Raw genomic sequence first — 13,419 nt, forward strand, 5'->3', positions numbered from 1 at the left:
ATGGAAACGCTGTTGGAAGTGCGCAACCTGAGCAAAACCTACCGCTACCGCACCGGGCTGTTTCGCCGCCAGCACGTCGAGGCGGTGAAATCGGTCAGCTTTACCCTGCGCGAAGGCCAGACGCTGGCGGTGATCGGCGAGAACGGCTCCGGCAAATCCACGCTGGCGAAGATGCTCTCCGGCATGGTGGAACCCACCGCCGGCGAGCTGCTGATCGACGATCATCCGCTGGCATTCGGCGATTATCGTTACCGCAGCCAGCGTATTCGCATGATTTTTCAGGATCCGAGCACCTCGCTCAACCCGCGCCAGCGCATCGGCCAGCTGCTGGATGCGCCGCTGCGGCTGAACACCGATCTTGAGCCCGCCGAGCGCGAGCAACGTATCAACCAAACGCTGCGCCAGGTCGGCATGCTGCCGGATCACGCCTACTACTATCCGCACATGCTGGCCTCCGGGCAAAAACAGCGCGTCGCGCTGGCCCGCGCGCTGATCCTGCAACCGAAGGTGATCGTCGCCGATGAGGCGCTGGCGTCGCTGGACATGTCGATGCGCTCGCAAATCATCAATCTGATGCTGGAGCTGCAGGAAAAACACGGCATTTCCTATATTTATGTCACCCAGCACCTCGGCATGATGAAGCATATCAGCGACCAGGTGCTGGTGATGCACGAAGGGGAAATCGTCGAACGCGGCAGCACCGCGGAGGTGTTGGCGGCGCCGCTGCACGAATTGACCAAGCGTCTTATCGCCAGCCACTTCGGCGAGGCGCTGACCGCCGATGCCTGGCGGCGCGACGGCGGCCGCTTCTGAGTCACACCTTCACCTCCAAACCCGCTGCGGCGGGTTTTTTATCGCCTTACGCGCCTGCCGCTTAGCAAGAAAGCGCACATGCAAATTACATTCTTGTTATATATCCTTATATTTTATTCCTTTCAGTTATTGATTAGTCCGTAACATTATTTTATCTCGCCAGGGCGATCGGTGAGGATATCCCCTACGTTGCACTTCTCATACGACAGGATATCGCACTGATGAACAGCATTCGCCATCGCCGCCTTACGCAGTTTCTGCTCACGCTGGCAGCCGGTTTTTCTGTTTACGGCCACGCCCTCTGCTGTGATGAGCTGCGCTAAAACCGCCTTTCGCCCCGCCTGCGGGCATGTTGCCTCTTTGTCCAGCCGACGCTGCCGCGCGCAGCGGCGGCTGTTGATCATGATTAAGGATTGACCCTATGGAACGACTCCGTCGACAACATAATGCCCAGTGGTATCACGAAACCCAAAGCAGCGTGCGGGGCGATGCGCCGCTGGAACCCCAGGCGGCCACCCTTCGCGATCGCTTTCTGCTGGGGCTGGGCGCCTTCGCCGATGAAGCCTTAAACAATGCGCTCAGCGCTCGCGCCGGGGTGTTCAGCGCCTCGTTGGCCGGTTACCACGCGCTGTTTCCCGACCAGGTGCCGCTATCACGATACGTGACATTGTCACCCTACGATCGCCTCAGCACCGCGTTGACCGTCGCTCAGGTGACGGGCGTGCAATCGCTTTGTAGCCACTACGCCGCCCGCCTCGCCCCGCTGCACAGCCCGGACGCCTCCCGGGAAAGCAATATCCGCCTTGCTCAGATCACCCAATATGCCCGCCAGCTTGCCAGCCAGCCCACGCTGATTTGCCGCAAGGCGCTGCAACAGCTCGGCGACGTCGGGCTGAGCCCGGCGGATATTGTCACCTTTTCGCAGGTGATCGGTTTTGTCAGCTACCAGGCGCGCGTGGTCGCGGGCGTCGCGGCGTTGGCCGGCCGGCCGGCGGTGGTGGTGCCCGGCTTTCCTAACGTCGAAGACGCCGATGGCATCGCTTTCAGCGCCGACGAACTGAATTGGTCTGCCCGTCTGCCACCGATCGACGCGGAAACCGCCGCCGCCGAACAGCTTGATGTGTTGGATCAAAGTCACCCGCAGGCGCGCGCCGAATCTTATTATTTGCTGTTAGCTCACGACGCCGCCACCCTGCGCGAGCGCAACGGGGTGTTCAACGGCATCAATGCCGAAGGATATGGGTTATCGAGTCGCCTCAAGGCGCTGGCGACGCTGGCGGTCTCGCGCATCAACGGCAGCCGATACTGCGCGGCCACCGTCGCGCAAGAATTGCAGGATGAGGGATTGGTTCAGGCGCTGTTCGCCGGGCTGCCTCAGGGGCTGGCGTATACCGAAGATTCGGTAAAACTCGCAGTGATGCGCACCGCCGCCGAGCTGACTCGCGCACCTGAGAAGTTCACCCCGCAGAGCGTGCAGCCGCTGTTCAACAGCGGCCTGGATCAGGCGCAGGCGCTGGAGGTGATCCTCACCGTCGCGCTCTACGCCTGGGAAAACCGCCTGCGCCAAACGCTGGGCGATGCGGAATCTTTCAGCGCTATCGACTGAACACCACTACGCGGCTAATACTGGCCGCAATACATTCTTCCTTCAGATATTTTGCCGCCGCAACCACTCGCTGGCGGCATCGAAAAACTTCTGCGCCAACGGCGTGGCGCGCTCCGACATATCGACCACCACCGCCGCATGACGCGGCATGGCGGCGATGGCCACCGGACGCCGCTGCAATGCCGGCATCAGCGGCGATTGCAGTTGGCCGCGCGGGAACAACCCGCAGCCCAACCCGACGAAAATCCCTTCGAGCAGTTGGAAGATCGAGGTAGTTTCCAGCCGCGGGTGCAGCGTCAATCCAGCGTCGCGGAAATGCTGATCGAGATAGCGGCGGAAATAACGCGTCGGCTCGGCCAGACACAGCGGCAAGGCAGCCACCGCCTCCAGCGGCAACGGCGCATCCCCCACCAGCTTAGGGAAATGCTGCGGATGAAACACCAGCTCGACGCCGGTTTCCACCAGCGGCTGCGATTGGAAATGCAGTTCTTTCAAGGTCGACAGCTCGAAAAAGCCGATGCCGATATCTACGGTGTGCGCCGTCAGCGCCTCCAGCAGCTGATCGGCGCTCAGCACCGCCAACCGATAATCAAGATGGGGATAACGTTCGCTGACCGCCTTGAGCATTTCCGCCACCGAGATGCTGCACTGCGGCACCACGCCGAGGCGCAACGTGCCGTGCAAGCCGTGCTTGAGCGACTCCACCTCCAGTTTCAGCCCTTGGTAGACCGAGACGATCTCGCGCGCCCACGCCAACACCCGTTCGCCCTCGGCGGTAAAGCCGCCGAAATGGTTGCCGCGGTTAATCAGCGAAACGCCCAGTTCTTTTTCCAGATTTTTCAATCGCATGGACAGCGTCGGCTGGCTGACGAAGCTGGCTTCCGCCGCCCGACCGAAATGGCGCTCCCGTTCTAAATTACACAGATAAATCAGTTGTTTAATATCCATAGCGCGGCTCAATGATCGGCATTCGCACCAGTATACCACCGGGCGCCGCCGCCCGCCCGGTGAGTCAGAGTTTGAGCTTCACGTAATCCGCCAGGCGCGAGAACACGCCGCCCTGCGACACCGCCCGCAGCGCCACCAGCGGCAGGGTTTTCACCACCTGGCCATTGTCGCTGATGCGGATCTCGCCGACGATTTGTCCTTTGTTGATCGGCGCTTCCAGCCGCGCAACGTTGAGCACGTACTGCGCCTTCAGCTTGTCCGCCTCGTTTTTCGGCAGGCTGAGCGACTGGTCCTGCGCGCTGCCGACCGGCAAGCGGTGGCTTTCACCATACCAGATCGGCTCTTCCCCCAGGCTCTGGCCGGCGCTGAACAGGTGTACCGTGCTAAAGTCGCGCAGCCCCCAGCTCAGCAGCTTGCGCGCCTGTTCCTCGCGGCCTTTTGAACTTTTGCCGCCCATCACCACGGCGATCAGACGGCGATCTCCTTCGGTGGCGGAAGCGATGATGTTGAAGCCGGCCGAGGCGGTGTGCCCGGTTTTCAGGCCGTCGACGTGCAGGGTCTTGTCCCACAGCAGGCCGTTGCGGTTCTGCTGCGTGATGCCGTTCCAGGTCAGCGATTTCTCGCTGTACATATGGTATTCCGCCGGCTCGCTCATGATGATAGCGCGCGCAATCACCGCCAGATCGCCGGCGGTGGTGAACTGCCCCAGCGCATCCAGCCCGTGTACCGTTTCGAAATGGGTGTTCTGCAGGCCCAGCTGCGCGCTCTTCTCGTTCATCAGCTTGACGAAGTTGGCCTGGCTGCCCGCCACATAGTCCGCCATCGCCACGCAGGCGTCGTTGCCGGAATCGATGATGATGCCGCGGCTGAGATCGCGTACCGTGACCCTGTCACCAGGCTTCAGGAACATCAGCGAGGAGCCTTTGAACACCGGGTTGCCCTGCGCCCAGGCGTCTTTCCCCACGGTGACGACATCGTCGAGGCCAATCTTATGCTCATCGAGCGCATGATCGATCACCAACCCGGTCATCAGTTTGGTCAGGCTGGCCGGATTGCGCCGCTCGTCGGCATTGCCGGCCGCCAGCACCTGGCCGGTGGTGTAATCCATCAATACGTAAGAGGCGGCGTCTATCGCCGGTGGGGTCATGGTGGGAAAATGGGACGCCGTTTCCGCCGCCTGCGCCGCTAAAGGCAGTAAGATACCGCCGATCACCACTGATACTGAACGCTTCACGCTGTGTTCCTCAGGCCCGCAGGCTAAATAAAATGCCAATATAATCCGCGAGATAGACTGCATGAATTCACTTTCAGGCGAAACCATTACTCTTTTGCAGCGGGTGTCTTTATGCAACCATTTGTTTAGGTCAGCGTCCGCCTGCGATAGATATGCTCTATGCCGCCATTGCCCCATTCGATTAGACGCCTGCCTGCCGCGCCCCTAAACTTGTGACATAAATACGCAAGACGCATAAAAAAGCGTTTACTTTTTAGCTACAACCACCTGCGAAGTGTCACCATGAAATTCAAACCGTCAATCAAGCCTTATACCGGCCCAGCGGGCGGCTGGGGTTCGCTTGAAGCCACCACCCGCTTTGTCCTCGACAGTAAACAAACCCTAAAAAACATGCGCAACCTGATGCGCGTCAACAAGGCGCGCGGCTTCGACTGCCCCGGTTGCGCCTGGGGCGACGACAACCACAGCACCTTCAGCTTCTGTGAAAACGGCGCCAAGGCAGTCAGTTGGGAAGCGACGCGCAGCGCCGTCGAGCCAGAGTTCTTCGCCGCGCACAGCGTCAGCACCCTGCAGCAGCAGAGCGACTATTTCCTCGAATATCAGGGGCGCCTCACGCATCCGATGCGCTACAACGCCGAAACCGACCACTATGAGCCTATTCATTGGCCGGACGCGCTGGCGCTGATCGCCAGGCACATCAACGCAATGGACAACCCGAACCAAATCGAGCTGTATACCTCGGGCCGCGCCAGCAACGAAGCGTCGTACCTTTATCAACTGTTCGGCCGCATGCTCGGCACCAGCAATTTCCCCGACTGCTCCAACATGTGTCACGAGGCGAGCGGCGTCGGGCTGAAACAAAGCATCGGCGTCGGCAAAGGCACCATCCGCATCGATGACTTCGAAAAAGCCGACGCCATCTTCGTGTTCGGTCAAAACCCCGGCACCAACCACCCGCGCATGTTGCACAGCCTGAAAAACGCAGCCCGACGCGGCGCGCGCATCGTCAGTTTCAACACCCTGCGCGAGCGCGGGCTGGAAAGATTCGCCGATCCGCAGGATCCGGTGCAGATGCTGACGCCCAAATCCTCGCCGATCAGTTCCTCCTATTACCAACCGAATCTGGGCGGCGATATGGCGGCGGTGCGCGGCATGGTGAAAGCGCTGCTGGAAACCCACCGCCAGCGGCTGGCCGCCGGTGAGCCCCCCCTGTTCGACCTGGCGTTTATCGAGCGGCACAGCGTCGGCGTGGAGGCATACCTGGCGCAGGTGGATGCGACCGAGTGGCGGGCCATTACCGCACAATCGGGCCTGAGCGAAGCGCAATTGCGCCAGGCGGCGGCCACTTACCAGGGCGCCGAGCGGGTGATCTGCACCTGGGCGATGGGCGTGACTCAGCATAAGCACTCGATTGCGACGGTGCGTGAAATCACCAACCTGCAGCTGCTGTTCGGGCAACTGGGCAAACCGGGCGCCGGTCTTTGTCCGGTGCGCGGCCACAGCAACGTCCAGGGCAACCGCACCATGGGGATTGACGAGAAGTCGCCCAAGGCGCTGCTCGACAGCCTGGAACGCCACTTTAACTTCACCGCCAATCGCGCGGTGGGCCACAACACGGTGGAAGCGATCGAAGCGATGTTGCGCGGCGAAGTGAAAGTGCTGATCGCGCTGGGCGGCAATCTGGCCGCCGCGGCGCCGGACACCGAGCGCACCGCCCGCGCCCTGCGCAACTGCGATTTGACGGTACACATCAGCACCAAACTTAACCGCAGCCACCTGGTGACCGGCAAAGACGCGTTGATCCTACCAACGCTGGGCCGCACCGAATTGGACATGCAGGCCAGCGGCTCGCAGTACATCACGGTCGAAGATTCTTTCAGCATGGTTCACGCTTCGGAAGGCATCGGCAAACCGCTGGCGGATACCCAACGTTCGGAAACGGCGATCGTCTGCGGCATCGCCGACGCGGTGCTGGGCACGCAGCAGCTGGACTGGCTGGAGTTGGCCGACGACTACTCGCTGATCCGCGATCATATCGCCGCCACCATTCCCGGCTTTGAGGATTTCAACCGTCGCTGCGAGCAGCCCGGCGGATTCTACCTGGGCAATGCCGCCGCCGAACTGCGCTTTGCCACGCCGAGCGGCAAGGCGGAATTCAGCGCCGCCGCGCTGCCGGCGACCCTGTTCCCGCAACTGGGCGACGTGCAAGCGCCGTTTACCCTGCAAACGCTGCGCTCGCACGATCAGTACAACACCACCATCTATGGCCTGGATGACCGCTACCGCGGCGTTTACGGCCAGCGCGAAGTGTTGTTCATCCATCCGGAAGATCTGGCGGCGCTGGGCCTGCAGGATGGCGAACGGGTTGAGATAGAGACTCTGTGGAACGATGGCGTGGTGCGTAAAGTGGACGGATTCAAGCTGGTGAGTTACGACATTCCGCGTGGCAACCTGGCGGCCTACTACCCGGAAACCAACCCGCTGGTGCCGCTGGCCAGCTTCGGCGACGGCACCGGCACCCCGACGTCGAAGTCGATCCCGGTGGCGATTCGCCGCAGCGAACAGCAACCCTCGCTGCGCATTGCCTGAAAACGCGCGCCCGGTTCACGCCGGGCGCTTCAATATCGCCAGGATGGTCTGTAATTCGTCGGACAGCTGATGCCGTCGCCAGACGAAGTACAGATCGCTCACGCCCTCCTCGCCCATTTCCACCACCTTCAGCCCCGGAGCGGGCAAAATCTGCGGCAGCAAAGAACCCGGCACGCAGGCGACGCCGCAACCTGCCTGCACGCAGGCCGCCATCGCGGCATAAGACTCCATTTCCAGCGTCATGCGCGGTTTCAGCCCGCGCGAGGCCAGCCAGTGATCCACCTTCAGGCGGAACGAGCATTCTCGGCTGAACGTGTAAAATTCCAGCGCCGCCAGCGTGGCGGCATCGGGCTGCCCGGCATCGGCCGGCATCAGCATCACCAGCCGTTCGTCAAACGCCTTTTGGCTGGCCAGCAACGGATGTTCAATCGGGCCGTCGGTGATCGCCAGATCGAGGGCACTGTCGATCAGCATGCGCTCCAGCACCAATGAATCGCGGCTGAGCACGTTGATCTGCAGATGGGGTTGTAAACGGCGCAGCCGGGCGATGCGCGCCGGCAAATGGCTGACCAGCGAGAAATCCAGCGCCCCGAGGTTCAGCAGCCCATGCTGATGTTCTCCGGCGAACAGCTGCTTGCTGCGCTCCGCCTGCGCCACGATGTCGCGCGCCTGTTGGTAGAACAGCCGGCCTTTGGGATTGACGTACAGCCGGTTTTTATCGCGGAAAAACAGCTCGCCGCCCAACGTCTCTTCCAGCTCGCGCAGCCGCAACGTGACGTTGGAAGGCACGCAGTGCAGCTCACGGGCGGCGGCGGCGATGGTTTTGTGTTCCACCACGGTGCAGAAAAACTTCAGCTGGCTCAGCTTCATCTATCATTCACTTTTAGTTAGTGTTTTAGTTAAAAACAATCACTTTAGATTAGCATCGATTTCACCTACAGTCTGTCGACACCTTGAGGAGGATCACTGATGCCACTGAATGATTTACTGACGCTGCCCGGCGTGGCGGCCCAACCGGACGCGGTAACCGACGGTTACGTGTTCAACCACACCATGATCCGCGTGAAAGACCTGACCAAAGCACTGGATTTCTACACTCGCGTACTGGGTTTTACCCCGGTCTATCTGGAAGAATTCAAAGAGGCCGCCTTCACCATCTGCTACCTGACGCGCAGCCCGCGCGAGCAGATCCCGCAGGATGACGACGAACGCAAACGCTGGGCGCTGAGCCAACCGGGCATTCTCGAGCTGACCCATAACCACGGCACCGAAAATCAGGCGGATTTCCATTACCACAACGGCAACGGCGAGCCGCGCGGCTTTGGCCACCTGTGCGTCACGGTGCTGGACGTGCGCGCCGCCTGCGAGCGTTTTGAGCGCCTGGGCGTCACCTTCCAGAAACGCCTGCATGAAGGCCGCATGAACTACGTCGCGTTCATTCGCGATCCGGACGATTACTGGATTGAAATCCTGCAGCCGACGCCGCTGCAGGACTGATTGCCCCCTTCCTTCACCCCGGCCTGCGCGCCGGGGTTTTTCATCGTTCGCCCTTCGATTGACCAATCTTGCGCAAAATCGCGCGGCAACGCGGGGTTCCGTGACGTTAGGCTTGCTCGCAGCGGGTGATTCGCGTAAAACTGTCAGCCGCAAATCTTGCCACTCACAACCCATTCACTGGACGATATGTTTCAAGATAACCCGCTGCTGGCGCAGCTAAAACAGCAACTTCACTCTCAGACCCCGCGCGTTGAAGGCGTAGTGAAAGGGACTGAGAAAGGCTTTGGCTTTCTTGAAGTAGACGGTCAAAAAAGCTACTTCATTCCGCCGCCGTACATGAAGAAAGTCATGCACGGGGATCGCATTATCGCCACCCTGCACACCGAGAAAGAGCGCGAAATCGCCGAGCCGGAAACCCTGGTCGAGCCATTCCTGTCGCGCTTTGTCGGCCGCGTGCAAAAGCGCGACGATCGTCTGTCCATCGTGCCCGATCATCCGTTGCTGAAAGACGCGATTCCGTGCCGCCCGGTGCGTGAACTGACCCACAACTTCCAGGCCGGCGACTGGGCGGTGGCGGAAATGCGCCGCCATCCGCTGAAAGGCGATCGCGGCTTCAACGCCGACCTGACCCAGTTTATCACCGACGGTGAAGACCATTTCGCCCCGTGGTGGGTGACGCTGGCGCGTCACAACCTGGAAAAAGAGGCGCCGGAGATGCAGGCCCTCAGCGAGCCGGACGCTGCGCTGGTGCGTGAAGATCTGACCGCGCTCGAATTCGTCACCATCGACAGCGCCAGCACCGAAGACATGGACGATGCGCTGTACGTGACCGACAACGGTGACGGTTCGCTGCAGTTGACCATCGCCATCGCCGATCCTACTGCCTACGTAGAACAAGGCAGCAAGCTGGACGATATCGCCCGCGTGCGCGCCTTCACCAACTATCTGCCGGGCTTCAACATCCCGATGCTGCCGCGTGATCTGTCGGACAACCTGTGCTCGCTGCGCCCTAACGAGCGCCGTCAGGTGCTGGCTTGCCGCGTGACCATCGCCGCCGACGGCGCGCTGGGCGAAGATATTCAGTTCTTCGCCGCCGAGATCGAATCCAAAGCCAAACTGGTGTACGACGAAGTCTCCGACTGGCTGGACGGCATTGCCGGCTGGCAACCGCCGAGCGACGCCATCGCGCAACAGATCACCCTGCTGAAACGCGTTTGCGACGCGCGCAACGCCTGGCGCCACCAGCATGCGCTGGTATTCAAAGATCGCCCGGACTACCGCTTCGTGCTGGGTGAAAAAGGCGACGTACTGGAGATCGTTACCGAGCAGCGCCGCAGCGCCAACCGCATCGTTGAAGAGTGCATGATCGCCGCCAACGTCTGCGCCGCCATCGTGCTGCGCGATCGCCTGGGCTTCGGCGTGTACAACGTGCACACCGGTTTCGATCCTGCGCTGGTTGAGCAAGCGGTCACCGTACTGCAGGCCAACGGCGTCGAAGCCGAAGCCGAGAAGCTGCTGACCCTCGACGGTTTCTGCGAACTGCGCCGCCACCTGGATGCGCAGCCGACCCAGTTCCTCGACAGCCGCATCCGCCGCTTCCAGACCTTCGCCGAGATCAGCACTACGCCGGGGCCACACTTCGGTCTGGGGCTGGAGGCTTACGCCACCTGGACATCACCGATCCGTAAATACGGCGATATGGTCAATCATCGCCTGCTGAAGGCGATCATCAACCAGCAGCCGGCGGAAAAACCGCAGGATGACGTGACGGTGCAGCTGGCGGAACGCCGCCGCCTGAACCGCATGGCGGAACGAGACGTCGGCGACTGGCTGTACGCCCGTTTCCTGCAGGACAAGGCCGGTACCGATACCCGCTTCAACGCCGAGATCATCGACGTGACACGCGGCGGCCTGCGCGTGCGCCTGCTGGACAACGGCGCGGTTGCCTTCATCCCGGCGCCGTTTATTCACGCGGTGCGTGACGAGATGCAGTGCAGCCAGGAAACCGGCACCGTGCAGATCAAAGGCGAAGTGGTTTACCGCCAGAGCGATACCTTGCAGGTCACCATCGCCGAAGTGCGTATGGAAACCCGCAGCGTGATCGCCCGGCCGGCGGCCTGAACGCCAGCCTGAAACGGTAGCGACGCCAAACGCCGACGGTGAAAACCGCCGGCGTTTTTTTCGCCCGCGCTCGCTAACGCAATGGATCACCGCCGGTTTCACGCAGCAATGGCAGCACCGCCAACGAAGCCAGCGTCGCCAGCATCAGGTAAACGGCGGGCGCCAGCAGCGAGCCGCTCAACGCGATCGACTGCGAGGCGATATATTGGGCGAAGCCGCCGAAAATCGCCACGCCGAGGCTGTAGACCAACGCAAACCCCAATGCGCGAATGCGCTGCGGAAACAGCTCCGAAATCATCAGCATGGTCGGCACCGAGCCGAGCGTGGTCAATCCGACCAATATCGCGACAATCAGCAGCAGCACCGCCGGATGCGGCGCGGCGCTCAGCCACCAAAATGCCGGCAAGGCCACGATCAAGATAGCGATGCGCGAGCCTCGGATCAGTGGCAAGCGGCCATAGCGATCGCACCAGTGCCCAACCAACAGGCTGCCGCCGAAGGTCACCAGCCCCGCCAGCAGCATCGCGGCGTAGCCGTAGGCTTGCGGCATGCCTAAGTATTTCACCGCGTAAGTGCCGAGATAATACATCGAGATGTAAGTGGCGACGGTGGCGCCAATGGTCAGCATCACGCCGAGCACCACCGCCCGCGAGTGCCGTCGCAGCTGCGCCGGCGGTTCATGGGCCCGCGACACTGGCGGCCGGTCGCTTTCCAATCCGAGACGCAGCCAGCAACCGAGCGGCGCCAGCGCCACGCCGATAAAGAACGGAATGCGCCATCCCCACTCGGCCATGGCGTTCGGCTCGCCTGAGATCGCCGGCAACGCCGCGCTGAGCGCCAGCGCGGTGACGCCGCCGACCACGGTGGCGATGCCCTGCGTCGCCAGCGACCAACTGGAATAGAAGCCTCGCCGGTTAGGTGGCGCCGACTCCACCAGCAACGACATCGATGCGCCCACCTCGCCGCCCGCCGCCACGCCCTGGATCAAACGCGCCGCCACCAGCGTGACGGTTCCCCAATAACCGGCGCTGGCGTAGGTCGGCGCAAAGCCGATCATCGCCGTGCCGAGGCTCATCAGTGAAATCGTCAGGATCATCGCCGGCTTTCGGCCATGGCGATCGGCATAGGCGCCGATCAGAATGCCGCCCAGCGGCCGCATGAAAAAACTGACGCCAAACGTGGCGAACGCCAACAGCAACGCCAAATTGGGATCGCTCGAGGGGGGAAAAAACAATACGCTGATATAAATAACGAAAAAGTTATAAATACCGAAATCGAAAAACTCCAGCGCATTACCGAAGGAGGCGGCAAATATCACTTTCTTGCCGCCTACCCTCGCGGGCGCGTTTATTGTTGATTGCGTCGCCGCCGTATTTTCACTCATCATTATCTTCCCTGCTATTATTCTTCGAATTTATTTTAAATACGCTTCCGCCAACGCTCCCCAATACTGGCTGCCGGCCGCCAGACACCCATCATTAAAGTCATATCCCGGGTTATGCACCATGCAGCTCCCTTCGCCGTCGCCGTTACCGATGATCAGGTAGCAGCCTTGCGGATGCGCATCGAGCATAAAGGCGAAGTCTTCGCTGCCCATCAGCGGCCTGGCGCCGTAGTGCGCGCGGGCGGCGCCGAACTGCTGCTGCGCCACGCGGTGGGCAAAGCGGGTCATCGCTTCGTCGTTGACCAACACCGGCGTACCGTTAACGTGCTCCACCACCGCGTGGGCACCGAAGCTTGCCGCCTGCGCCTCGATCAGCGCCGGAATGCGCGCCAGCAGGGTTGCGCGCGCCTGACGATCCAGAGAGCGTACGCTGAGCTTCATTTCCGCGCTGTCCGGGATCACGTTGGCCGCCTCGCCGGCCTTGATGCTGCCGACGGTGATCACCGCCGCCTCCAGCGGATCGATATTGCGCGAAACGATGCTCTGCAGCGCGACGGTGATATGCGAGGCCACCAGCACCGGATCGACCGCCAGCTGCGGGATGGCGCCGTGGCCGCCGCGCCCCTGCACCCGCACGTTGAACTGATCCATCGAGGCCATGAACGGGCCGTGCTGGAAGAAGAACTCGCCGAGCGGCATCCCCGGCATGTTGTGCATGGCGAAGATGGCATCGCAGGGGAAGCGTTCGAACAGCCCCTGTTCCACCATGCGCGCGCCGCCGTTCAGCATCTCTTCCGCCGGTTGGAAAATCAGGTGCAGCGTGCCGTTGAAGTTGCGCGTTTGCGCCAGGTAACGCGCGGCGCCGAGCAGCATGGTGGTATGGCCATCATGGCCGCAGGCGTGCATGCGGTTGGCCACGCTGCTGCTCCAGGGTTTGCCGTTGTTTTCCTCGATCGGCAAGGCGTCCATATCGGCGCGCAGTCCGAGGCGTTTAACGCCGTCGCCCACCCGCAGCGTCCCCACCACGCCGGTGCCCGCCAATCCGCGGTGTACCTCATAGCCCCACGAGCTTAGATAATCCGCCACCAGATCGCTGGTGCGAAATTCTTCAAAACCCAACTCGGGATGCTGGTGAATATCATGCCGGATGGCCGTAAGCTGCGGTAAATACCCTTCAATGACTTTATTTATCATAATTAAATTCCTTTCGTAGCTTTATTATTTATT

At 61.4% G+C, this 13,419-nt stretch carries 11 protein-coding genes; 5 read left to right on the forward strand and 6 right to left on the reverse strand.

Features of this window, described 5'->3' with window-relative positions; all coding sequences use genetic code 11:
- Window positions 1-813 (forward strand): putrescine export ABC transporter ATP-binding protein SapF, encoded by an 813-nt coding sequence (gene sapF, locus ACSBQV_RS04635; protein ID WP_016927550.1) that lies wholly within the window; start codon window positions 1-3, stop codon window positions 811-813.
- A 146-nt stretch (window positions 814-959) separates the two neighbouring features.
- Here sapF and ACSBQV_RS04640 read toward each other — a convergent pair whose 3' ends face one another.
- The gene (locus tag ACSBQV_RS04640) at window positions 960-1,217 is read right to left on the reverse strand and encodes a hypothetical protein (protein WP_004930590.1); all 258 of its coding nucleotides are present in this window, start codon (window positions 1,215-1,217) and stop codon (window positions 960-962) included.
- 17 nt (window positions 1,218-1,234) lie between these two features.
- On the opposite strand from ACSBQV_RS04640, the gene ACSBQV_RS04645 reads away from it, so the two are divergent.
- A complete protein-coding gene (locus ACSBQV_RS04645; RefSeq protein ID WP_099785788.1) occupies window positions 1,235-2,419 on the forward strand; it encodes a CMD domain-containing protein in 1,185 nt (394 codons plus the stop codon).
- Window positions 2,420-2,461: 42 nt separating this feature from the next.
- On the opposite strand, the gene ACSBQV_RS04650 is transcribed toward ACSBQV_RS04645, so the two are convergent.
- Together ACSBQV_RS04650 and dacD are read right to left on the reverse strand one after the other, a co-directional pair.
- Window positions 2,462-3,367 (reverse strand): LysR family transcriptional regulator, encoded by a 906-nt coding sequence (locus ACSBQV_RS04650; protein WP_033650272.1) that lies wholly within the window; start codon window positions 3,365-3,367, stop codon window positions 2,462-2,464.
- Window positions 3,368-3,431: 64 nt separating this feature from the next.
- Window positions 3,432-4,601 (reverse strand): serine-type D-Ala-D-Ala carboxypeptidase DacD, encoded by a 1,170-nt coding sequence (dacD, locus tag ACSBQV_RS04655; protein ID WP_099785790.1) that lies wholly within the window; start codon window positions 4,599-4,601, stop codon window positions 3,432-3,434.
- Window positions 4,602-4,883: 282 nt separating this feature from the next.
- Between dacD and ACSBQV_RS04660 the strand changes: the two genes are divergently transcribed.
- The gene (locus ACSBQV_RS04660) at window positions 4,884-7,190 is read left to right on the forward strand and encodes an FdhF/YdeP family oxidoreductase (protein ID WP_047026021.1); all 2,307 of its coding nucleotides are present in this window, start codon (window positions 4,884-4,886) and stop codon (window positions 7,188-7,190) included.
- A 15-nt stretch (window positions 7,191-7,205) separates the two neighbouring features.
- Here the strand turns inward: ACSBQV_RS04660 and ACSBQV_RS04665 are convergent, their stop codons facing one another.
- The gene (locus ACSBQV_RS04665; RefSeq protein ID WP_089194821.1) at window positions 7,206-8,060 is read right to left on the reverse strand and encodes a LysR family transcriptional regulator; all 855 of its coding nucleotides are present in this window, start codon (window positions 8,058-8,060) and stop codon (window positions 7,206-7,208) included.
- A 99-nt stretch (window positions 8,061-8,159) separates the two neighbouring features.
- On the opposite strand from ACSBQV_RS04665, the gene gloA reads away from it, so the two are divergent.
- Together gloA and ACSBQV_RS04675 are read left to right on the forward strand one after the other, a co-directional pair.
- Window positions 8,160-8,687 carry a lactoylglutathione lyase gene (gene gloA / locus ACSBQV_RS04670; protein WP_099785792.1) on the forward strand — a complete coding sequence of 176 codons (528 nt, stop codon included), beginning with the start codon at window positions 8,160-8,162 and terminating at the stop codon, window positions 8,685-8,687.
- Between the two features lie 186 nt (window positions 8,688-8,873).
- Window positions 8,874-10,808, forward strand: coding sequence for an exoribonuclease II (locus ACSBQV_RS04675; RefSeq protein WP_033650269.1), 1,935 nt, complete (start codon window positions 8,874-8,876; stop codon window positions 10,806-10,808).
- A 73-nt stretch (window positions 10,809-10,881) separates the two neighbouring features.
- On the opposite strand, the gene ACSBQV_RS04680 is transcribed toward ACSBQV_RS04675, so the two are convergent.
- Both ACSBQV_RS04680 and ACSBQV_RS04685 read right to left on the reverse strand, forming a co-directional pair.
- Entirely contained in the window at window positions 10,882-12,192 is a 1,311-nt protein-coding gene (locus tag ACSBQV_RS04680) for an MFS transporter (RefSeq protein ID WP_434991422.1), read from the reverse strand.
- A gap of 30 nt (window positions 12,193-12,222) precedes the next feature.
- Window positions 12,223-13,386 carry a M20 aminoacylase family protein gene (locus tag ACSBQV_RS04685; protein WP_099785798.1) on the reverse strand — a complete coding sequence of 388 codons (1,164 nt, stop codon included), beginning with the start codon at window positions 13,384-13,386 and terminating at the stop codon, window positions 12,223-12,225.
- Between the last annotated feature and the right edge of the window lie 33 nt (window positions 13,387-13,419).

The sequence above is a fragment of the Serratia sp. B501 genome (genome assembly GCF_051172315.1).
In the GTDB taxonomy this organism is placed as follows: Bacteria; Pseudomonadota; Gammaproteobacteria; order Enterobacterales; family Enterobacteriaceae; genus Serratia; species Serratia ureilytica.